The sequence below is a fragment of the Spiroplasma endosymbiont of Amphibalanus improvisus genome (assembly GCF_964030645.1).
GTDB lineage: Bacteria > Bacillota_I > Bacilli_A > Mycoplasmatales > Mycoplasmataceae > CAXIPX01.
Window position 1 is genome coordinate 126,788 of the sequence record NZ_CAXIPX010000004.1, and the last position, 21,875, is coordinate 148,662.

The following is a 21,875-nucleotide window of genomic DNA, read 5'->3' on the forward strand; positions in this document are numbered from 1 at the left end:
ATTGTTTATTTTAAATAAGTATTTTAATTGTTTTCTTTAATAGATTTTTCGACTTCATTCCAATCAATTTCTTCAGTAATTCCTAATTGGTCTGCCAATGATTCCTTGGAGTCTTCATAAGAATCAATATCTTCACTAGTCATTTCTTTACTTCTGTCTTCGTCAATAGAATTAAATGGTGAAGTTTTTTCTGTTAAATCTTCTGAAATATCACTATTTTTAAAATTATTAATTTTTGTAAAATCCTCAGTTGATTCAAATAAATCAACATTTTCATATTGTTTTTTTATTTTTTCAAATTTAGTAAATTCTCTTAAACCTCAAAAACCTTCATCAGTCAAAATAAATCTATTATCTAAAACTAATTGTGGGTATAAATCACCAATAATATCGTCTTTATCGCCATCTTGAGCTTTTTCGGCGGGTTCTTTTAAAGCTAAATTTCATATTTCTTCAAAAGACTGGGCTTTTCCAGTTTTTTTAAGAAAATTATAAATTAAATCTAAATAATCAATGTTGCCATCCATGAATTGCGTCTCCTCATTAATTTATATTTATTGTATAACAAATGTTGTTTGATTTAAAGTTTTTATTATCTATAAAATTATCAAATTTAATATATTCGTCTAGTTTATTTAAAACTTCACCTTTTTCATTTTCAGAAAAATAAATAGGTTTTAATTCATTTGTATAAATTTTTTTAATAGTTGATTTTTTTTCAATGATAAAATACTTAAGACTTTCTTTATCTAACCGTTTTAATAAAGCATTTTTATATTCTTCTAATTCTGATTTTGTAATTTTATTTCTAAAAATAGTTCTATTAAAAAAACACTTAGACAAATAAGAAAGTGTTCAATCTTCTTCGTGTGTGAAATTTTTAATAATTGACATCAATGTAAAATCATTTAATTCTATATATTTATTAATATTTACTTTTTCTTTTTTTAAAAAGGGTTCTATTGTTTTTAAACTGTCTTTATATTTAAATGCATAGTTGTTATTGTATAAATCTAGTAATCTTTGAAATCAAGATGAAAATAACATATCAAAACCAATATTTACATGATGACTATAAATTTGAATATGCATAAAAAATCTAGCTAGCAAAAAACTTGTTACCGCATAAATTGCTTTTGTAGGAAAAAAGGTTGAATTATTTTTTTTAGAAATTTTTATATTATCAATTAAAAATTCAACATCAACATTAGAATAATTAACACCTGTGTGATAGCCGTCTCTTAATAAGTAATCTAAGCGATCCATATCCAATTGGGAACTTACTAATGATGAAAGAATGTTATCATTTTCAGAATTACCTTCTATCATTTTACACATTTGGTCAATTTCATCATTAGTGAAATTATATTTTTTTAAAATTTTATTAATATTCGAATCTTTTGATTGGATGATCATCCTAGAATAATTTTCATGAGTATAGGCTACATTTGTAATTTTATAAACAATTTCAAATGTATGAGAAAAAGGACCATGTCCGATGTCGTGCAATAATCCTGCTACCCTTGTGATTAGCAATTGTCTGGGTTTATTTTTGTAAAAATTTAAAAAAACTTTAGTTGATGTAATTTTTTTTATTAAATGGTATACACCTAAACAGTGACTAAACCTAGTATGAGTCGCTGAGGGGAAGGCTAATTGGATATTTGCTAATTGGCTAATATTTCTTAGTCTTTGAAACTCTGAAGAATTAATTATTTCAATTGCAACAGGATCATCAACAATTATATTTCCGTGCACAGAATCCCGAATAATTATTTTTTCTTCTGTTTGATTATTCATAATTGAAATTCCTTATATTTTCAATGACTTTATTTTTTCCTAATAAATAAATTACATTATTTAATTCTGGACCATGTTGTGCACCTGAACACATGATTCTGATCGGCATATATAATTCTTTACCCTTAATATTTAATTCTAAACCAATTTCTTTGATCAGACTTTTTAAATCATCAGGGGAAAAGTTTTTACAATCAGATATTTTCATCAATAATTGTTCTTTTAATTCTTTATGAAAATTAATATCACTTAAATCAATTTTTTCACTAGGTGTATTTTCAAAGAAAGGTTTGGCAAAAGTTTTTAATTGGTCAGCATATAAAATTTCTTTTTTATATGTAATTAAAAAGCAATTTATTCAATCTTTATTTTTCTTATCTAAATTAAAATATTTTTCTAAAAAAGGTTTAGCGAAATTAATATAATCAATGTCATTCATTTCCTTTATATATTTACTATTGATTCATTGAAGTTTTTTTATATCAAAAACGCTTGGAGATTTACTAAATTTTTTTTCATCAATCATTTTAATTAATTGATCTTTTGAGAAAATTTCTTTTTCATTTCCAGGGCTTCAACCTAATAACGCTAAAAAATTTAATATAGCCTCAGGCAAATAACCAAGTTCACGATATTGGGAAATGAATTGTAAATAATCGTTATCACGTTTAGATAATTTTTTACGATTTTCTTTTACAATTATTGTTAAGTGACCAAAAGTTGGAATTTTCCAATTAAATGCTTCAAAAATCATAATTTGTTTAGGGGTGTTGGAAATGTGCTCTTCACCTCTCAAAACATGGGTTATCTTCATCAATTCATCATCTATAACAACGGCAAAATTATATGTTGGAATTTTGTTTGTTTTTTGAATAATTCAATCACCGATATCTAAACTTTTAAATTCAATATCACCTCTAATTAAATCTTTAAACTTATATGTAGTATTTTCTGGGACTAAAAACCGAACATTGTATGGTGTTTTTAATTTTAATTTTTTTTCAATTTCTGCAGGAGTTAATTTATAACATGTCCTATTATATTTAAAAGCCATATTACCTTTTTTGGATTGTTTTTGTTTATCATTTTCTAATTTTTCTTCTGTACAAAAACAGTGATAGGCTTTTTTTTCTTTAATTAGAATATCAACGTACTTTTTATAAATTTCTAATCTTTCCAATTGAAAATAAGGTCCATAAGGACCACCTACAAAAGCACCTTCATCAATTTCGACACCTAATCATTTTAAATCATTAATTTGGTCTAAATCAGCATTTTTTATATTTCTTGCCACATCTGTATCTTCAACTCTTAAAACAAAAACACCCTTATAATGCTTAGCTAATAAATAATCAAATAAAGCTGTTCTTGCATTTCCGATATGTAATTGGCCAGTTGGTGATGGAGCATATCTGATTCTCATTTGTTTTTCCATATTTTAAATCCCTTCATCCTTTTCGATTAATATATTGGAAAAGGACTCAATAGTTGTTAATTTTGTTTGTTCAGAAGTTGTTGCCTTAATATTAATATTACTATGATTAATATTCATTAATTTTGCTAGATTAAACTTTATGTCTAATTTATATTGGGATAATTTTGGGTTATCTAAAACAATAATATTATCAATGTTTACAATATGATATTTATTTTCTTTTAATTTATTTAAACAAAAATTTAAAATATTAATCGATTTAATGCCTTTTTCATTAAAATAATCTCCTAAATCTCCAAGACCTAAAGCTCCTAAAATTGATTCACTTATTGTATGTAACAATACATCTCCGTCAGAATCAGAAATTACAGAATATTCACAAGGAATTTTAACTCCACCTAATAATATAAAATCTCCATTTTTCAACTTATGGAGATCATAACTATGCCCTATTTTCATCTTACACATTGAATTTAAAGAAACAGACATCTCCATCTTGAACAAGATAACTTCTACCTTCAGACCTAATTTTTCCGGCTTCTCGTAATGCTTTTTCAGATTTATATTCTTCTAAATCTGAAAAAGCATAAATATCTGCTTTTATAAATCCTTTTTCAAAATCAGTGTGTATGACACCTGCACATTGTGCTGCATTAAAATTATTTGGGTAAGTTCAAGCTTTTACTTCGTCTTTTCCGGCAGTAAAGTAAGTTTGTAAATCTAAAAGTTTGTAAGATTCACGAATTAAATTATCTAAACCAGATTGTTCAATATTATATTCAGACAAAAAAATTTCTTTTTCTTCGTTGGTTAAAGTTGAAATTTCACCTTCTAAATCAATGCACATTTTAATTAATTTCTCTTTTTTTAAATTTAAATATTTTTGCAAATTATTAAAATGAACATCATTTTTATTTAAATTATTTTCTGCAACATTGGCAACATAAATAAATTTTTTTTGGGTTAAAAAATTATAATTATCAATAATTTTTAATTCTTCTTTAGAAAATGCGAAGTTTTTTATTAAATTATTATTTAAAACTCATTTATGTAATTTCTCTAAAATTTCATATTCACTCATAATAATTTTATCTTTTTTTAATTGAGCTTTTTTTGCAATTTTAGAAATTCTTTTTTCAATGACTTCTTGATCTGATAATAATAATTCTAAATTAATAATTTCTACATCTCTAATTGGGTCTATTGATGATTCAACATGAATAATTTTCTGATTTTCAAAACATCTTACAACCATACAAATAGCATCCGAATCTCTTATGTTTGACAAAAAAGTATTACCTAGACCTTCTCCTTTGCTAGCGCCTTTAATTAAACCTGCGATATCAACAAATTTAATATAAGCTGGAACTGTTTTTTTAGGTTGAAAAATACTTGTTAAAAACTTTAATCTATTATCTGGAACTTCTACAACACCAATGTTTGGTTCTATTGTTGCGAATGGATAATTAGAGGAATCTACATTCAAATTAGTTATAGCATTAAATAAACTACTTTTACCAACGTTCGGAAGACCGACTATCCCCATTTTTAAATTCATATTTTCTCCTTTAAAATTATATTAAATCCAAAAGTTCTAATATTCTATTTAAATCTTCTGTCCCATGAAAATTAATTATTAAATTATTTTTATCTAATTTAATTTTAGTACCTAATTTATTTTCAATTTTATTTTTCAAGAATACATATGAAGCCTCGGTAATATCTTTATTTACTAGAGGTTTTTTAAACTTAACAGGTTCTTCTTTTAATTGAACTATTTTTTCTACTTGACGAGAATTTAGGTTATCGGTTAAAATTCTGTTTAAAATATTGTTAACTAATTCCTTGTTTTCTACAATTTTAACTAACGGTTTTGCCTGACCCATTGTTAATTTTTTATTTAAAATTAATTTTTGAACTTTTTCAGGCAAGCTTAATAATCTCATGACATTTGCAACATGTGACCTTGATTTACCAACTCTTTTTGATAATTGCTCTTGTGTTAACCCAGAAAAAGATTGTAAGTCACGAAAGGCAATCGCTTCTTCTATTGGCGATAAATCAACACGTTGAATATTTTCAATTAGAGCTAATTCTTTCATTTGTTTTGCATCAAAATCCACAACAATCGCTTTAATAGTCTTTAAATTTGCTAATTTAGTAGCTCGCAATCTTCTTTCGCCAGCTACTAAATTATAAAATCCGCCACTACCTTCAGTGACGATAATAGGTTGTAATAAGCCATTTTCTTTTATCGAATCTGAAAGTTCTTTTATTTCATCGTTATTAAAAATTTTTCTAGGTTGGTGTGGATTTGGTAAAACTTTTAAAGATTCTATTTCAATAATACTTCCTGATTTAGCTATTTTTTGTTCGATTTTTTCAGTGACAGTTTTATTTTCAATATCATTTATTACATTTGATAAACCTGCGCCAAAAATATTTTCCAAACCTCTAGCATTTAATTTTGATTTCTTTTTTTCTTGTTCTAAATTATTACTATTGTTGTTGATTTTCATTATTAAATAATACCTCACTTACTAAATTATTATATGCATTCGTTCCAATCCCTTTAGGGTCATATTTAAATATAGAAATACCATGTGATGGCGCTTCACTTATTCTAATACTTCTTGGAATATATGTTTTATAAACTTTGTTTTTAAAATATTTTTTTACTTCATTTAATACTTCGAAAGATAATTTTGTTCTGATATCGAACATAGTCAAAACAATACCTTCAATTTTTAATTTTGGATTGTACATTTTCTGGACTAATTGAATTGAATTTAATAATTGGGACAGACCTTCTAAAGCATAGTATTCTGCTTGAATAGGTATTAAAACTGAATTTGCTGCCGATAAGGCGTTCCTATTAATTAAACCTAATGATGGAGGGCAATCTATGATCACATAATCATATTTATTTTTAATTTGATTAAATTCTAGAAGTAATGATTCTCTTCCATCCTTTTTATTTTCAATAAAAAATAAATCTGCTCCCGCTAGTGAAATGGTTGCGGGGGCAATGTCTAAATTATTAAAAACATTTTTTAAAATTATTTGGTCAAAATTCTTTTCACCAATTAAAACATCATATGTGCTGTAATCAAGATTAGCTTTATTAATTCCCACACCTGTTGTTGAATTACCTTGAGGATCAAGATCGACTAAAAGCACTTTTTTATTTTTTAAAGCTAACCCTGAAGCTAAATTAATTGAGGTTGTCGTTTTACCGACACCTCCTTTTTGGTTTGTTATTGCAATTATTTTACCCATTATCTAAAATACTCCTGATTTGACAAAAACATAGTAATTTATATTTTTATTATATAGTAATATTTTTAATTTTATTAAAACTTCTTGGGTACTTTTTAGGAGTAGATTTTAATTTTATAAAATCTAAAACAACATAATTAGAATCTTCTATAAGTTCGTCTTTAATAACATTATCTAATTTTAAATTTAATTCTTTAATAATTTTTGACGACTCTAATAATTCAGTTTCATACTTAGCACCTTTAAAAAATAATAAATGCGAATTAATTTTTGAGAATCTAGAAGTGATCTCCAATAACATTGTTAAGTTAGAAACAGCACGAGCAGTCACAATATCAGATTTTTCGTTGAATTTAAAAGATAAAATTTCAGATCTATCGTTTATTACTTTCGCATTTTTTAAGTTTAATTCTTTTATTACTTTTTCAAGAAAAATACACTTTTTATTTACGGATTCAATTAAAGTTAAATTAATACTTGGTATCAAAATTTTTCAAACTAAACCCGGGAATCCAGCTCCTGTTCCTATATCAAAAATATTTAAATTTGAAATATTAATTTCTTTTAAACATAAAGCGGAATTGTAGACATGCTTTATATAAAAATCTGTGTAGTCGTCAATTCTTGTTAAATTTATTTTTAAATTGTAATTCGTTAAAATTTTGTAAAAATTTTCGAAATCATTTTTTCAATTTTTATTTTGACTTACAGAATTTAAAAATAAAAAAATATCATCTAGCATAGCAATTACCTTAACTTATTTATTTTTCTTAAATAAAATAATAACATTTGAATATCTGATGGATTGATACCAGAAATTCTTGAGGCCATACCTACTGTTTTTGGTTGAATCTTATTTAATTTTTCTTTAGCTTCAGACGCCATACTATCGACAAGATTGTAATCTAAATTTTTCGGAATAATATTTTTTTCTAGTTTTTTATTTTTTAAAGCATTTTCTTTTTCTTTATTTATGTAACCTTCAAATTTAATTTCAATCAATACATGATTTTTTATTCTAAAATCTATATTTTTATAAAAATCAAAATAATCATTAATTAAATCACTATTAAAATCAGGTCTTTTTAATAAATTGAATAATGTTGTCCCTTCTTTCAATTTAAAATTATGTGTTTTATTAATTTTTTCAAAAAATTCAGAGTTTAAATTTACTTTTGTTTTTTTTAAAAAATCAAATAATTGTTTTTCTAATATAATTTGATTGTTAAATTTTTCAATTTCTTCTTTGCTAATTAGTTTGTATTTAATGGCATATTTTTTTAAACGGTCTTCAGCATTATCATTTCTCAATAATAGTCTATATTCAGCTCTAGAGGTTAATAACCGATATGGTTCATCTGTTCCTTTTAAGACTAAATCATCGATCAAAACGCCAATATAAGCTTCATCACGTCCCAATATTAATGGTGGTTGTTTTTTTATCGATAGACAAGCATTAATACCTGCGATTAAACCTTGGCATGCAGCCTCTTCATAACCGCTAGTGCCGTTAATTTGACCCGCTGTATATAAGTTCTTTATTTTTTTAGATGATAAATCATGATTCATTTGCAACGGATTAATCGCTTCATATTCAATGGCGTAAGCATATTTTGAAAACTGTGCGTCCTCTAGACCCGGAAGAGATCTAACCATTTTTTCTTGAATATCTTTTGGCATAGAAGTCGAGAAACCTTGTAAATAAATAGTTTCCAAATGTTTAGATTCTGGTTCTAAAAAAATTTGATGTCTTGGCATCTCACTGAAACGAACTATTTTATCTTCGAAACTCGGACAATATCTAGGGCCAATACCTTCGAATGTTTTATTATAAATTCCAGATTTATTTAAATTATCACTAACCACTTTATGAGTTTTATTATTCGAATGAATCAATCAACAAGAAACTTGTTGATTGATAGGAATAAATTTTTCTGTCATATAAGAAAAAGAAAGTTTTTTGTCATCTCCTAGTTCTTCTTTTGCTTTTTTAAAATTAATTGATGATTTTAAAATTCTTGGGGGTGTTCCTGTTTTTAAACGGAACATTTCTAAACCTATATCTTTAAATTGCTCTGAAATTCCACTGCTTGTTTTTGCACCATCTGGGCCTTCGCTTTTTTTAGAAGAACCTTGAAATGTCAAGGACGACATATAAGTCCCCAATGTCAAAATAACTTTTTTTGAAAAATATTTTATTTTATTATTTAATTGAACACCTTGGCATTCGTTATTTTTAATTATTAACTTTTCAACTATTCCCTCAACTTTATTAATTTTTTTATTATCAAAAATTATTTTTTTCATCATTTTTGAATATTCAATTTTATCAGATTGTATTCTTAAGGATTGAACAGCTGGTCCTCTAGAACTATTAAGCATTTTAACTTGCAAAGCAGTTGCGTCTGCAACTCTCCCCATAACACCGCCTAAAGCATCTATTTCACGAACAACAATGCCTTTTGCAGGCCCACCAATCGATGGATTGCAAGGCATACTTGCTATTTTGTCAAAATCGCCAGTTATTAATAGAACTTTTAGATTAAATTTTTCTGCAATTAAAATCGCTTCAACCCCTGCATGACCTGCACCAACAACAATTAAATCATATTCCATAAGTAGTTCCTTTTTCTGATTTAAATATATTATTTTTATATTTTGCGTTGATATAAAATTTCACTATTTTTTATGGTTTTGCCGATAACTATTTTATAATTTGTAATATTGTCAAAAGATAAATCATTCAAATTAATGTCAAATAAATTTAAATTTTTTAAAGTTCCATCAATTAATACAGGTGATAGCAAAAAAGAAATTACAACATTAACGTATGATAATGCTGTAATATTTTTTGATAATGCTGTAATATTTTTTTCTTTTGCCATAACTCATGGTTTTGTTTCTTCAATAAATTTATTAGCATACTTAGAAAGATCGATAACTACTTTTATTGCATTTGATACATCAAATTTATCCATGTTAATTTTATATTTTTTGATAGTGTTTTTTATTAAATCATAAAATTCTGAATCAATTGATTCAACATCTGGTATTTTAGAATCAAAATATTTTTTGGCCATATTTATTACACGTGAAGATAGATTGCCAATGTTGTTTGCTAAAACATTATTATAAAAATCAAAAAATATTTCATTTGAATAAATTCCATCTTTTTCGTAACTTATTTCAGATGTTAAGAATAGTCTAAGTGCATCTCGAGAATATTCGGCCATTAACTCTAATGGGTCTATTACATTATTTCTTGATTTAGACATTTTTCCATCTTTAAATAAAATTCAACCATGAGCGATTAAAGTAGTAGGCATCCTTAAGTTCAAAGCCTTCAACATGCTAGGTCAATAGATTATGTGAAATCTAGATATTTCTTTACCAAAGAATTGAACAATTTCAGTATCATCACTTCAAAATTGCTCCATTAAATTTATTTTAGAACTATCATTATCATTTAAATAATCTAAAGCTGTTAAATAGTTAGACAAAGCATCAAACCAGACATAAATAGTGTGTTTATCATCTTCTTTAATGTTTATTCCTCATTTAATTGAAGACCTTGTTATTGATAAATCTGATAAATTATTTTCTAAAAAATTATTCATCACTTCTTTTTTAATTTTTTCAGGAGAAACGAAATTTGGGTTATCATTTAAATACTTTATAATAAAATTTTTAAAAGCGGTAACTTTAAAATAATAATTCTCTTCAGATAATTTTATAGGTTTTAATTTACAAACTTTACATACTCCTTCTTCTATGTTTGATAATGTTAAATACTCTTCACAAGATTCGCAATATAGACCATCATAATTTCCTTTATATATTAATCCTTCTTTGTATAATTTAGTAAATATTTTTTGAACAGTTTTTTCATGATTTGGTTGAGTGGTTCTAATAAATTTATCATATTGAATACCTAGTTTATCTCAAAGGAAAATAATTTTTTCAACTTGTTTATTAACGAATTCAATTGGTGTTTCATTATTTTCAAAAGCTTTTTTTTCTATTTTTTGTCCGTGTTCATCTGTCCCAGTCACAAAATATGTATTATAGCCTGACATTTTTTTATAACGTTTTATAACATCTGCTACAACAGTTGTGTAAGCATGACCTAGATGTAAATTTGCACTAGGATAATATATCGGAGTTGTAATGTAAAAATTTTTTGGCATTTTTTTACTTTCTGTTTTTGTGAAATTCTTTATATAATTCGTTTTTGGATAATTGGTATTTATCGGCGATAATGTTTATCGCTACCTTGATTTTTAATCCATCATTTTTAATTAAAAATTCTATTTCATTATAAACATTTTTTTTATTAATTTTAATTTTCTCTTGAATAACATAATTTTCTATAATTAAAACAAATTCACCTTTGTGGTTATCTTTTAATTCTTCTCCTATTGAATTTGCATTTCCATAATAAAATTTTTCAAATTTTTTGGTCAATTCTTTTGCAACACATATTTTTGTATCTGGAAGTAATTCATTAAAAATATTTAAAGTTCTTAAAATTCTGTGCGGAGATTCGTAAAAAATAATAGGGTAATTAAAATTCTTATACTTTATAATCTCTTCTTTTGCTTTATTATCTTTACTACTTAAAAAACCATGAAAAATAAAATGTTGCGTATTAAAACCTGAGCAAACAAGTGCATTCAAAAATGCTGAAGGTCCGCTTATTGGAACTACTTTAAAGTTTCTTTCTATTATTGATTTTAAAAGTAAATTCCCTGGGTCAGAAATAAGAGGGTATCCTGCATCGCTCAATAATGCAATTTTTAAATTTTTTGATAATAAATCAATAATTTTATCAATGTTTTCTTTTTCATTTTTAGCATTTAATGTTTTTAAATTTTTTTTGATTGAAAAAAAATTTAATAATTTAATTGTAACTCTTTGATCTTCACAAAAAATAACATCAACATTATTTAGAACTTTGATTGCTCTCTCACTAAATTCGCTTAAATTGCCAATTGGTGTCGCTACTAAAAATAAGTCGCCATTTTCATTCATTTTAACTCTCTTCTAATTTTTATAAGTATAAACTGATTTTAAATTTCGGTATTTTTCATCTAAATCAATGCCGTAGCCTATTAAAAAATTGTCTTCTACTTCAAATAAAGAATCATAATCAATATCAAATTTTAAATGTTTTTCTTTTTTATCAAGTAATGTTAGAATTTTTATTTCTTTGGCATTTTTATCTAAAAGATAATTATAAATATTAATAATGGTTGTCCCTGTATCCAAAATATCTTCAACTAAAAGAATAGATTTATTTTTTAAATTTTTAGTTCTTAAACCTTTGTAAATATTTACAATTCCTGTGGATTTTTGACCTTGATAAGAAGAACAAGAAATGAAGTCTATTTCTATCGGAATATTAATTTCTCTAACTAAATCAGCTGTAAAAATAAAAGAACCATTTAATAAACCAACTACTAATAAATTTTTATTTTTATAATTTGATTCTATTTTTTTTGCATACTCTTTTATTTTTGCTTTAATTTCTTCTTCGCTGATTAATAATTTTAATTTTGAATTAAATTGATTACTCATTTAAAACCCTTTGAAAAATTTTATTTACATTTTTTAAAAAATGTTTTATGTTAATTAATTTTTTAAACTCTTGTTGACTTATGAAATTATAAATATCATTATCAATTAAAACATTTATAAAATCTTTATTTTCTCTTAAAGATTCAAAAGTACATTTCTGTATAAAATCGTAAACTTCATCTCTTGATTTTCTAGTATTTTTTAAAATATAATTCATTATTAATTGACTATAATAAATATTTTTTGATGAAATTAAATTTTTTTCAATATTTTCATAATTAATATTTATATTATTAAAAATATTTATCATTTTATTTAAAATATGAATTAATAAATGGTAAGAATCTGGAAAAATAATTCTTTCGTTCGAACTATGCGAAATGTCCCTTTCGTGTCATAAAACGTTATTTTCATAACCAATATTAGCATTTGAAATCAATAATCTTGATAAACCAGAAATATTTTCAGAACTAATCGGATTTTTTTTATGAGGCATTGAACTTGAACCTTTTTGGTTTTTAGAAAAACCTTCTTGTAATTCTCTGACTTCACTTCTTTGGAAGTGTCGTATTTCAGTAGATATCTTTAAAAAAGTCGATCCTAAATTTGCAAAACAAGAAAGTAAATTTGCATGAATATCTCTTTGTGTCACTTGTGTGTTTATTTTATCAATACTAAAATTTAATTCGTTTGCTACATAATTTTCAACTTCCAAATCTACATGAGCAAAATTGCCCATTGATCCTGAAATATTTACAATTTCAATTTCTTTTTTAGCAAATTTTAAACGCTCTATATGTCTATCAAATTCTTGATATCATAATAAAAATTTTAAACCCAATGAAGTTGGTTCGCCAAATATACCATGTGTTCTTCCAAAAATAATAGTATCTTTGTTTTCTATTGCCTTCACTTTTAAAATTTTTTGCAATTCTACAATTTTTTGTAAAACTAGGTCATTAGATTTTTTTATTAAATAATTTTGGGCAGTATCAACAATATCAGATGAAGTTAATCCATAATGAAATCATTTTCGTTCAACTCCTAATTGATTAGAAACTAATTTCACAAAAGCGACGACATCATGTTTTGTTTCTTCTTCTATTTCTAAAAATTTTTTTAAATTCAAATCTATTTTTGAATTTTTAATTTTTTGAAAATCTGAATCTGAGATAATACCTATCTTATTCCAACCACCGCAAACTAATTTTTCAATATTTAATCAAGTTTGAAGTTTGTTTTCTTCAGATCAAATGTTTTCAATTTCAGAAATTATGTATCTATTTATCATTAAAACCTCTTATAATATATTTTTTTCCATTAAAATGGTTTGTTTTCTTTCTGGACCCACAGAAAACATAGCAATTTTAATGTTCAATATTTCCGATAACTTGTTTAAATAATTTTGAGCATTTAAAGGTAATTCTAAAAATGATTTTACATTTGTGATGTCTTCTTTAAAACCGGGAACATCTATAAAAATGGGTTCACATTTATTTAATAAATTGATGTCAGGTGGAAAAAAGTCGATAATTTTATTGTTTATTTTGTAACCAATACATATTTTTAATGTTTCAAAATTTGAAAGAATATCAAGTAAAGTTACTGCCATATGTGTATAACCCATTGTATCAATAGAGTGTTTTGCCGCAACAGCATCAAATCATCCGATCCTTCTAGGTCTACCTGAAACAACACCAAATTCATTTGCAATTGTTCGAATTTTATCCGATTGTTTTAAATTTTTAAATTCGCTAGGGAAACCTCCTTCACCAACTCTTGTATTGTAAGCTTTGAAAACTCCTAAAATATTTCCAATTTTTTTTGGAGAAATTCCTAAACCAACAGGAATAGATGAAGCTGATGTATTTGAAGATGTGACAAAGGGGTATGTTCCTTGATCAATATCTAACAACGCTCCTTGGGCACCCTCAAATAAAACCTTTTTATTTTCTAAAAAAGCATTATTTATAACTTTTGTAACATTTTTTATTAAATGTTTTATTTTTTTAAAATAAATTATGTATTCATCATATATTTCATCCACAGTAAATTCTCTAGAATTAAAAACATTTTTAAAAATCTTATTTTTTAATTCTAAATTTATTTTTAATTTCTCTTTAAACATTTTTGAATCGAATAAATCACAAATCCTAATGCCCATTCTTTGAACTTTATCTTCATAACAAGGACCTATACCTTTTAATGTTGTTCCTATAGCTTTTGGACCACGAAATTTTTCTAATTGTTTATCTTGTTCAATATGATATGGAAAAATCAAATGTGCTCTTTCAGATATTATTAAATTATTGCAATCAAAACCATTGTTTTTAACATAATCTATTTCAGTTATTAATTTTTTTAAATTAATAACACAACCATTCCCGATAACGTTGATCGTTTCAGAATTAAATATACCTGAAGGAATTATACTCAAAGCATATTTTTTATCTTCAATTTTTATTGTATGACCTGCATTATCACCACCAGCTCAACGAATTACATAATCTGCATTTTGAGCAAAAAAATCAGTTATTTTCCCTTTTCCTTCATCTCCTCATTGAGCACCAACGACAGCTAAACTATTCACAAAATCTCCTAACATTAATTGTTAAATAATGACATTGTTTTTACAAAAGTGTTATTTTCTAAAAAATAATAATTAAATAAATTTCAAAATTTTTCTAAAGTATTTTCCTTAACTTCTTGTTCTTCTTTTTTAAACTTTGATAGAACTCAGTCAGATAAATTATAATTCGGATTATTTCCGATTCCTAATCGGACTCTTTTTACATTTGGTGTATTTAAATGTTCTATAATGTTTTTCATACCATTTTGACCACCAGACGAACCTTTTTCTTTTATTTTAATTTTACCTAAATTAATATTTACATCATCATAAACAATTAAAATATTTTTTATATCAATTTTAAAATATCTAAAAAAATGATTAACAGCTATACCACTGTTGTTCATAAAAGTTTTGGGTTTTAATAAATAAGTAAGTAAATCATCTTTTTTATATTTATATAAAGTACCAAATTCATTATCTTTATAAACACTTAAATTTAATTTTTGAACTACATAATCGATAGCGTCAAAACCCATATTGTGTCTTGTGTTGCTATATTTTTTTCCAGGATTACCTAAACCTACTACTAAATGCATTTAAACTCCAAACAAATTATTTCACAGTTTTTTTAACATAATCTCTTAATTCGTTTGTTATAGTTTTATACACTGATGTTATAGACTCTTCTTTTAAAATTGTTTCAATAATATTTGCCAATAAATCAGATATAGTTAAAATTTTTAATTTATTAAATTGCTTATCTTTCGGGATTTGAATGGTATCTGTAACAACAACTTCTTCTACAACTTTATCTCTAATTAAAGATTCCATTCTTGAAATTGAATCACCGGAAAAAACACCATGGCAAGCGAGAATGTATATCTGTTTAGCACCTTTTTCTTTAATAGCTCTTGCTGCATTTGCGATTGTTCCACCAGTGTCAATCATATCATCTAAAATGAAACAAACTTTATTTTTTACATCACCTAAAATAAATTCAACTTCGCTTTTATTTGGTTTTGGTCTTCTTTTATCGATAACAGCAATGTTAGGTTGAATATCACCCAAGCATTCAACGATACTTCTAACCCTTGTTAAACCACCGTGGTCGGGAGATACAATTGTTACGTTTTTTAAATTTTTGTTATTAATTAAAGTGTTAATGATGTAATTGCTGAACAGTTGAGTTGTTTTTAAATTATCCATAGGAACATCAAAAAAACCCATTGATTGTGGGGAGTGTATATCTACAGATAAAACACTATCGGCACCAGCTTTCGTTAACATATCGGCAACCAGTTTGCATGTTATCGGTTGACGACCTTTAGCTTTTCTATCTTGGCGGGCATAACCAAAGTAAGGAATAATTGCATATATTTTTTTAGCAGAACCACGTTTAACTGCGTCTATTGTAATTAATAATTCCATTAAATTTTCATTAACTGGTGAAGAAGTCGATTGAAAAATAAAAACATTTTTTCCTCTTACAGAATTTTTAGTTTTAACTAAAAATTCTCCATCTGAAAATCTAGTTGTTATTAATTCATCTGAAACTAAATTATATTTTTTTACTTTTGTTATTTTATCAACCAATTCCCTACTTGCATCAAGTCCAAGAATGCTATAATTTTTAATCGACATTTTTTATCCTCCAAGATTCATATTTATATTTTAAATAATAAAATATAAATATGAAAGACTAAACATCATTAAAACAAATAAAGGAAGAACCTGCGCCCGAAAGCATAACATGATCATATTTTTCATTTAGAGTTTTAAATTTTTTATATAATCCAGGATTCATATCATAGCATGGCAATTCTAAGTAATTATAAAATACTCCATGTTTTACATAATTTTTTGAATAGTATAAATAATTTTCATCAAATTTTTCATATACTTCTTTTGTGATGCATCTATATTCCGGATTTATAACAATTGTGAATTTAGATACATCGATATCCTTTTTATAAGGTTTAATTTTATCGCCGTAACCTGTTACGATTAACGGTATTTCATAAAGGAAGAACATAGCATCTGATCCTATATATTTAGCAAATTTATAGGCGTCAAATTCATCGATTTCAATATTATATAATTTATGAAGTAACTTGTAAGTTGCTACAGCATTTGACGAAGAAAAACCTAAACCTGAACCTGGTGGGACATTTTTTACTATTTCGACATATATTTTTTTATTTACATTTGAGTGTTTATCAAAAAAATAACGAACTGTGTCCATCACTGTGTTATTAACAGGGTCTAAAACATCTTTTTTTTCAACAAATGTAAAACGATCATTTTTAGTATTAGTTTCAATTATAATTTCATCGTAAACTTCTTTATAAGGTATAAATAATGACTTTATACAATGATACTTATTAGTTTTGTTTACTTTAGAAACTTTTAAAAAAAGATTAAATTTTCCATAAGATTTAATTCTCATTATTTAAAATCTCCAAATAAATATTATAAAAATCAGAAAGTGCCAAATTTTCTGGTCTCTTATTTTTTATATCATTTGATATCTTTTTTTCTAGTGTTTTTACATTATTTTTTGAATATTTTTTCAAATTGTTTCAAACTGTTTTTCTTTTTGAAAAAAACATTTGTCTAACAAAGAATAAAAATTTTTCCTCATCAGTTAAAACATACTTTTTATTTTTTTTGAATTCTAAAACTGTGCTCTCAACCTTTGGTACTGGATAAAAAGAATTCTTTTTTACATCACAAATTTTTTTAATGTCAAAATAAAATTGACTTACTACACTTAAATTATTATATTGTTTTGAATTAATCGAAGAAATTATTCTTTGTGCTAATTCTGATTGAAACATTAATAAGCAAGTTTTGATTTTCAAATTATCTGTTTTAAATAATTTGAATAAAAATGGCGAACTAATGTTATATGGCAAATTTGAAACTATTGATATCTGATTGATATTTTCAAAATATTTTAAAATTAATTCATTAATATCAACTTTTAAAATATCTTTTTTTATAATAATTAATTTTTTTCTCTCTATATATTTTCCATAATTATTCATCAATATTTCAACCGCATTATCATCTAACTCAATAACTACTATTTTTTTTATTTTTTCAGATTTTAGAAAAACATCAGTTAAGCAACCAATCCCTGGCCCTATTTCTATAATACCTTCAATATTTTCTTTGACTGAGCTTGTTATTTTATCAATAATATTATTATCAATTAAAAAATTTTGACCTAAACTTTTTTTAAAATGAAAATTATTTTCTTTAATTATTTTTATTCAATTCATTATGAACCTCTATAATTATTTGTTTTAATTGAATTTTATTAATGCTTAATAAATTAACTCATTTAAAAAAAGATTTGTTATTGCATTTTTCAATATTTAAATAATCACAAATTTTAAATCTTAGTTTTTTATCATTGTATATCTTTAAATTTATAAAATCATTCCAAGTTAAACAAATTTTATTATTGTTTTCAATATTATAAATTTTTGCTAAGGATTCTTTTAAATCTTTGATATTAGCTTCGGCAACACCTATTTTTTTACCTTTTGTCGCTAATTCTTTTTTAATAAACGCGTGTTTACAATTATTATTTAATGATTCTGATATTATCTTTCTTATTCTTTTACCTTGAAAATCTGGATCGGTAAAAATGATTATCTCATTATTTAAAGATAATTTTTTAATTAAATTTAAAGTTTTTTCAGAAACAGCAGATCCATTTGTGATGATAATCGGTACTTTTAAAAAGGAATTAATTTTTATTTTATCCATCATTCCTTCAACAACAATAATTTTATTTTTTTCTTTCATATTTACTCCAAAATGTATATAATATTATACTTTAATTTTTTTTAAAATTATAGTATAATAAATATAAAGTATAATATATTGAAGGTAGAGGTTATTTGATATGGGTACTTATAACAAGATAGGGAAAGATTATTCATTTTTAGCAATAGACTTAGGAACGGCTAACACAATTGCATATGTTTCTGGTCAAGGTGTTGTTTTTAATGAACCATCATTGATGGCGTATGATACTTTTACAAACAACTTAATTGGTTTGGGTCATGATGCTTATAGAATGATTGGTAAAACACATGATAAAATTAGTATAATATCACCGTTAGTTGATGGAGTTATTTCTGATATGGGAGCAGCTCAAGATTTATTAAAACATATTTTTGGTCGTTTAAGATTAACAAATGTATGAAAAAACTCAATAGTTGTTTTAGCTTGTCCATCAGGTGTTACAGAACTTGAAAAATCAGCTTTAAAGGAAATAGCACTAGAAATGGGTGCAACATATGCACTGGTTGAAGAAGAAGTTAAAATGGCTGCTGTGGGAGCTGGAATTAACATTGAGTTACCTGAGGGTAATTTAATAATTGATATTGGTGGAGGAACAACAGATGCCGCTATCATTTCTGCTGGAGATATTGTTATCTCTCGTTCTGTAAAAGTCGCTGGTAACCATTTTGATCAAGAAATCAGAAGATATATAAGATCAGAATATAATGTTATTGTGGGTTCAAAAACTGCTGAAGCAATAAAAAAAGATATAGGTTCAGTTGGTAAATTTAAAAATGAGAAACCTTTACGTGTTTTCGGACGTGATGTTATAACTGGTCTGCCAAGAGAAATTCTTTTAAAACCAATTGAAATTAAGAATGTTTTATTAAACCCTTTCTCAAAAATAACCGATTTAATTGTTGAAGTTTTAGAAAAAACACCACCTGAATTAGCAGGTGATGTAATTCGAAATGGTATAACAGTTTGTGGAGGAGGAGCATTGATTAGAAATGTTGCTGATTATTTTGAATCAATCTTCCAACTAAAAGTAAAAATTTCGCCAGATCCATTATTAGCTGTTATTGCTGGTGCGAAAGTTTACGAACAAAATTTAGGAAATTTAATTGAAAGAATAAAATTAATCGATGCTAAAGAATATAAAATAACTTAGTCTGAGGTTAAAATTAGGGGTTAGATACATGTTGAATATAAATAATAAGAAATATAATTATATTGCCTTAGATTTGGGTACTTCACAGACTTCGGCTTATATTGAAGGTTTTGGAATTATTTTTGACGAACCTTCGTTAATGTCTTTTGATATTAAAACAAATAAAATCATCGCCATCGGTAATGAATCTAAAAAACATATTGGTACTGGTCTTGAAAATATTAAAATTATGAGACCTTTAAAAAACAGTGTTATTACAAGTTTTGATTTAGTTCAAACTTTTATTACTGAAATATTTAAAAAATTTAACGAAGAAAAAAATACAAATATTTGAAAAGATTCAATTGTTACAATAACTGCTCCTGCCGGGTTGACTGATATGGAAAAAACAGCAATTGAAAATGTTTGTAAAAAATTGGGCGCTATATATGTTTATGTTGAAGATTCTAGTTTGATGGCGGCGTTTGGCGCTGGTGAAAATATATTTGAATCTGGAGAAGCTACAATTATATTAGATTTCGGTGGAGGAACAGCGAATTGTTCAATTATTTCTGCTGGGAATATTGTGGTTTCAAAATCTGCAAATTTTTCAAGTACAACTGTTGATGAAGAAATTAAAAAATATGTTAAATCATGCCATAATATTTCAATAGGCCTTAATACTGCAGAAAAAATAAAAATGGAAATTGGTTCATTATGAAAAGGTAAGAGAAACAAATCAATGAAAGTTTACGGACGTGATGTTGTTTCTGGGATGCCTGAGCAATTTGAATTAAAAGAGGATGAAATTAGGAGATTAATTGTAGCCTTATTTAATAATGTAATTGTTTTAATTACAGAGGTTTTAGAAAAAACACCTTCTGAATTAACTGAATCGATAATTGAAAAAGGTATATTAGTTGTCGGAGCCGGATCTCTTATTGTTGGTTTTGAAGAGTTTATTAATAGTGTAACAGATATTAAAACTAGAAAAGTTAACAATCCAGTTTCAGCTGTAATAGAAGGTTGTATAATGTATAAAAAAAGAATTATAAAAGAATTATCTGAAAAAATCTAGTCTTTATAAATATTATTTATATGTTAAATATGGTATAATTATATTAGGTTATGGTTTTTATGATGAATAAAAATTGTAATATATTTTAAAAAATAAAACACAGGAGGATAAAAAGTATGGGGATAAATCTAAACGGAAATAGTCACAGACCAACTTTCGTATCTATGGATTTAGGTACTGCTAATACCTTAGTTTATATGTCTGGTTCAGGAATTGTTTATAATGAACCTTCAATCGTTGCTTATAAAATTAAGGAAAACCGTATTATAGCGGTTGGTAACGAAGCTTATAAAATGATTGGTAAAGGTAATAAATCTATCCGTATTGTAAAACCAATGGTAGATGGTGTTATTACTGATATTAGAGCTACTGAAGCGCAATTAAAATATATTTTTGCTAAATTAAGAATTGGTAAAGCATTAAAATCATCAATTATGCTGTTAGCTTGTCCGTCAGTTATTACTGAACTTGAAAAGCAAGCACTTAAAAAGATTGCTCGTAATTTAGGAGCCGATAAGGTTTATGTTGAAGAAGAAGTTAAAATGGCTGCTTTAGGTGGAGGAACAAATATATATGCTCCAACTGGTCATTTAATTGTAGATATGGGTGGAGGAACAACAGATATCGCTGTTATTGCCTCAGGAGATATTGTTCTTTCAAAATCAGTTAAAGTTGCTGGTAACTACTTAAATGATGAAGTTCAAAAATTCATTAGATCACAATATGGTTTAGAAATTGGTTCAAAAACTGCTGAAGGAATTAAAGTTGAAATTGGTTCTTTAGCAAAATATCCAGATGAAAGAAGAATGAACGTTTACGGACGTGATGTTGTTTCTGGATTACCAAGAGAAATCGAAATATCACCTGAAGAAATTCGTGAAGTATTAAAAGTTCCTGTATCACGTATTATTGACTTAACAGTTCAAGTATTAGAAGAAACACCACCTGAATTAGCAGGGGATATCTTTAAAAATGGAATTACTATTAATGGTGGAGGAGCAATGATCAAAGGTATAGATCGTTACTTCACTGATACATTACAATTACCTTCAAGAATTGGTGAACAACCATTATTAGCTGTTATTAATGGTACTAAGAAATTTGAATCAGATATCTTTGAAATAATCAAAGCTGAAAAAGTTCATTCAAAATTATTAAATTACTAAAAAACTAACAACAGGAGGGA

Annotated in this window: 22 protein-coding genes; 3 read left to right on the forward strand and 19 right to left on the reverse strand. The window is 25.6% G+C overall.

Annotation, left to right across the window (positions count from 1 at the left end; all coding sequences use genetic code 4):
* Positions 1 to 23: 23 nt before the first annotated feature.
* Genes rpoE through rnmV form a run of 19 tightly spaced genes read right to left on the reverse strand, consistent with a single transcriptional unit; the run spans position 24 to position 18,479 of the window.
* Positions 24 to 527, reverse strand: a complete 504-nt coding sequence (gene rpoE, locus AAHM77_RS03410) for a DNA-directed RNA polymerase subunit delta (RefSeq protein WP_342252725.1) — start codon at positions 525 to 527, stop codon at positions 24 to 26.
* A 16-nt stretch (positions 528 to 543) separates the two neighbouring features.
* The gene (locus tag AAHM77_RS03415) at positions 544 to 1,800 is read right to left on the reverse strand and encodes an HD domain-containing protein (RefSeq protein ID WP_342252726.1); all 1,257 of its coding nucleotides are present in this window, start codon (positions 1,798 to 1,800) and stop codon (positions 544 to 546) included.
* A complete protein-coding gene (gltX, locus tag AAHM77_RS03420) occupies positions 1,793 to 3,235 on the reverse strand; it encodes a glutamate--tRNA ligase (RefSeq protein WP_342252727.1) in 1,443 nt (480 codons plus the stop codon). Before gltX ends, AAHM77_RS03415 begins: the two co-directional genes overlap by 8 nt.
* Before the next feature lie 3 nt (positions 3,236 to 3,238).
* Positions 3,239 to 3,694 carry a 2-C-methyl-D-erythritol 2,4-cyclodiphosphate synthase gene (gene ispF, locus AAHM77_RS03425; RefSeq protein ID WP_342252728.1) on the reverse strand — a complete coding sequence of 152 codons (456 nt, stop codon included), beginning with the start codon at positions 3,692 to 3,694 and terminating at the stop codon, positions 3,239 to 3,241.
* A 1-nt stretch (position 3,695) separates the two neighbouring features.
* Positions 3,696 to 4,793 carry a redox-regulated ATPase YchF gene (ychF, locus tag AAHM77_RS03430; protein ID WP_342252729.1) on the reverse strand — a complete coding sequence of 366 codons (1,098 nt, stop codon included), beginning with the start codon at positions 4,791 to 4,793 and terminating at the stop codon, positions 3,696 to 3,698.
* Positions 4,794 to 4,809: 16 nt separating this feature from the next.
* Positions 4,810 to 5,754 carry a ParB/RepB/Spo0J family partition protein gene (locus AAHM77_RS03435; RefSeq protein ID WP_342252730.1) on the reverse strand — a complete coding sequence of 315 codons (945 nt, stop codon included), beginning with the start codon at positions 5,752 to 5,754 and terminating at the stop codon, positions 4,810 to 4,812.
* A complete protein-coding gene (locus AAHM77_RS03440; RefSeq protein WP_342252731.1) occupies positions 5,735 to 6,514 on the reverse strand; it encodes a ParA family protein in 780 nt (259 codons plus the stop codon). Before AAHM77_RS03440 ends, AAHM77_RS03435 begins: the two co-directional genes overlap by 20 nt.
* 49 nt (positions 6,515 to 6,563) lie before the next feature.
* Entirely contained in the window at positions 6,564 to 7,256 is a 693-nt protein-coding gene (rsmG, locus tag AAHM77_RS03445) for a 16S rRNA (guanine(527)-N(7))-methyltransferase RsmG (protein WP_342252732.1), read from the reverse strand.
* 5 nt (positions 7,257 to 7,261) lie between these two features.
* A complete protein-coding gene (gene mnmG / locus AAHM77_RS03450) occupies positions 7,262 to 9,130 on the reverse strand; it encodes a tRNA uridine-5-carboxymethylaminomethyl(34) synthesis enzyme MnmG (protein WP_342252733.1) in 1,869 nt (622 codons plus the stop codon).
* A 35-nt stretch (positions 9,131 to 9,165) separates the two neighbouring features.
* The gene (gene metG / locus AAHM77_RS03455; RefSeq protein WP_342252734.1) at positions 9,166 to 10,701 is read right to left on the reverse strand and encodes a methionine--tRNA ligase; all 1,536 of its coding nucleotides are present in this window, start codon (positions 10,699 to 10,701) and stop codon (positions 9,166 to 9,168) included.
* A gap of 4 nt (positions 10,702 to 10,705) precedes the next feature.
* The gene (gene rsmI / locus AAHM77_RS03460) at positions 10,706 to 11,545 is read right to left on the reverse strand and encodes a 16S rRNA (cytidine(1402)-2'-O)-methyltransferase (RefSeq protein WP_342252735.1); all 840 of its coding nucleotides are present in this window, start codon (positions 11,543 to 11,545) and stop codon (positions 10,706 to 10,708) included.
* Between the two features lie 12 nt (positions 11,546 to 11,557).
* Positions 11,558 to 12,091, reverse strand: a complete 534-nt coding sequence (hpt, locus tag AAHM77_RS03465; protein WP_342252736.1) for a hypoxanthine phosphoribosyltransferase — start codon at positions 12,089 to 12,091, stop codon at positions 11,558 to 11,560.
* A complete protein-coding gene (purB, locus tag AAHM77_RS03470; protein ID WP_342252737.1) occupies positions 12,084 to 13,382 on the reverse strand; it encodes an adenylosuccinate lyase in 1,299 nt (432 codons plus the stop codon). The genes hpt and purB overlap by 8 nt, the downstream gene beginning before the upstream one ends.
* 9 nt (positions 13,383 to 13,391) lie before the next feature.
* Positions 13,392 to 14,681 carry an adenylosuccinate synthase gene (locus tag AAHM77_RS03475; protein ID WP_342252738.1) on the reverse strand — a complete coding sequence of 430 codons (1,290 nt, stop codon included), beginning with the start codon at positions 14,679 to 14,681 and terminating at the stop codon, positions 13,392 to 13,394.
* A 14-nt stretch (positions 14,682 to 14,695) separates the two neighbouring features.
* Positions 14,696 to 15,259, reverse strand: coding sequence for an aminoacyl-tRNA hydrolase (gene pth / locus AAHM77_RS03480; RefSeq protein ID WP_342252739.1), 564 nt, complete (start codon positions 15,257 to 15,259; stop codon positions 14,696 to 14,698).
* 16 nt (positions 15,260 to 15,275) lie between these two features.
* Positions 15,276 to 16,304 carry a ribose-phosphate diphosphokinase gene (locus AAHM77_RS03485; RefSeq protein WP_342252740.1) on the reverse strand — a complete coding sequence of 343 codons (1,029 nt, stop codon included), beginning with the start codon at positions 16,302 to 16,304 and terminating at the stop codon, positions 15,276 to 15,278.
* A gap of 58 nt (positions 16,305 to 16,362) precedes the next feature.
* Positions 16,363 to 17,109: a GHMP family kinase ATP-binding protein gene (locus tag AAHM77_RS03490; RefSeq protein WP_342252741.1), complete on the reverse strand. Its 747-nt coding sequence runs from the start codon at positions 17,107 to 17,109 to the stop codon at positions 16,363 to 16,365.
* Positions 17,099 to 17,947: a 16S rRNA (adenine(1518)-N(6)/adenine(1519)-N(6))-dimethyltransferase RsmA gene (gene rsmA, locus AAHM77_RS03495; RefSeq protein WP_342252742.1), complete on the reverse strand. Its 849-nt coding sequence runs from the start codon at positions 17,945 to 17,947 to the stop codon at positions 17,099 to 17,101. The genes AAHM77_RS03490 and rsmA overlap by 11 nt, the downstream gene beginning before the upstream one ends.
* Positions 17,925 to 18,479: a ribonuclease M5 gene (gene rnmV / locus AAHM77_RS03500; RefSeq protein WP_342252743.1), complete on the reverse strand. Its 555-nt coding sequence runs from the start codon at positions 18,477 to 18,479 to the stop codon at positions 17,925 to 17,927. Before rnmV ends, rsmA begins: the two co-directional genes overlap by 23 nt.
* A 100-nt stretch (positions 18,480 to 18,579) precedes the next feature.
* Between rnmV and mreB (AAHM77_RS03505) the strand changes: the two genes are divergently transcribed.
* The 3 genes from mreB (AAHM77_RS03505) to mreB (AAHM77_RS03515) all read left to right on the forward strand — a co-directional run bounded on the left by mreB (AAHM77_RS03505) (position 18,580) and on the right by mreB (AAHM77_RS03515) (position 21,855).
* Positions 18,580 to 19,632 (forward strand): rod shape-determining protein, encoded by a 1,053-nt coding sequence (gene mreB, locus AAHM77_RS03505; RefSeq protein WP_342252744.1) that lies wholly within the window; start codon positions 18,580 to 18,582, stop codon positions 19,630 to 19,632.
* A 28-nt stretch (positions 19,633 to 19,660) separates the two neighbouring features.
* On the forward strand, positions 19,661 to 20,689 hold the full coding sequence (locus AAHM77_RS03510) for a rod shape-determining protein (RefSeq protein WP_342252745.1): 1,029 nt from the start codon (positions 19,661 to 19,663) through the stop codon (positions 20,687 to 20,689).
* Positions 20,690 to 20,805: 116 nt separating this feature from the next.
* Positions 20,806 to 21,855, forward strand: coding sequence for a rod shape-determining protein (gene mreB / locus AAHM77_RS03515; protein WP_342252746.1), 1,050 nt, complete (start codon positions 20,806 to 20,808; stop codon positions 21,853 to 21,855).
* The last annotated feature ends 20 nt before the right edge of the window (positions 21,856 to 21,875 follow it).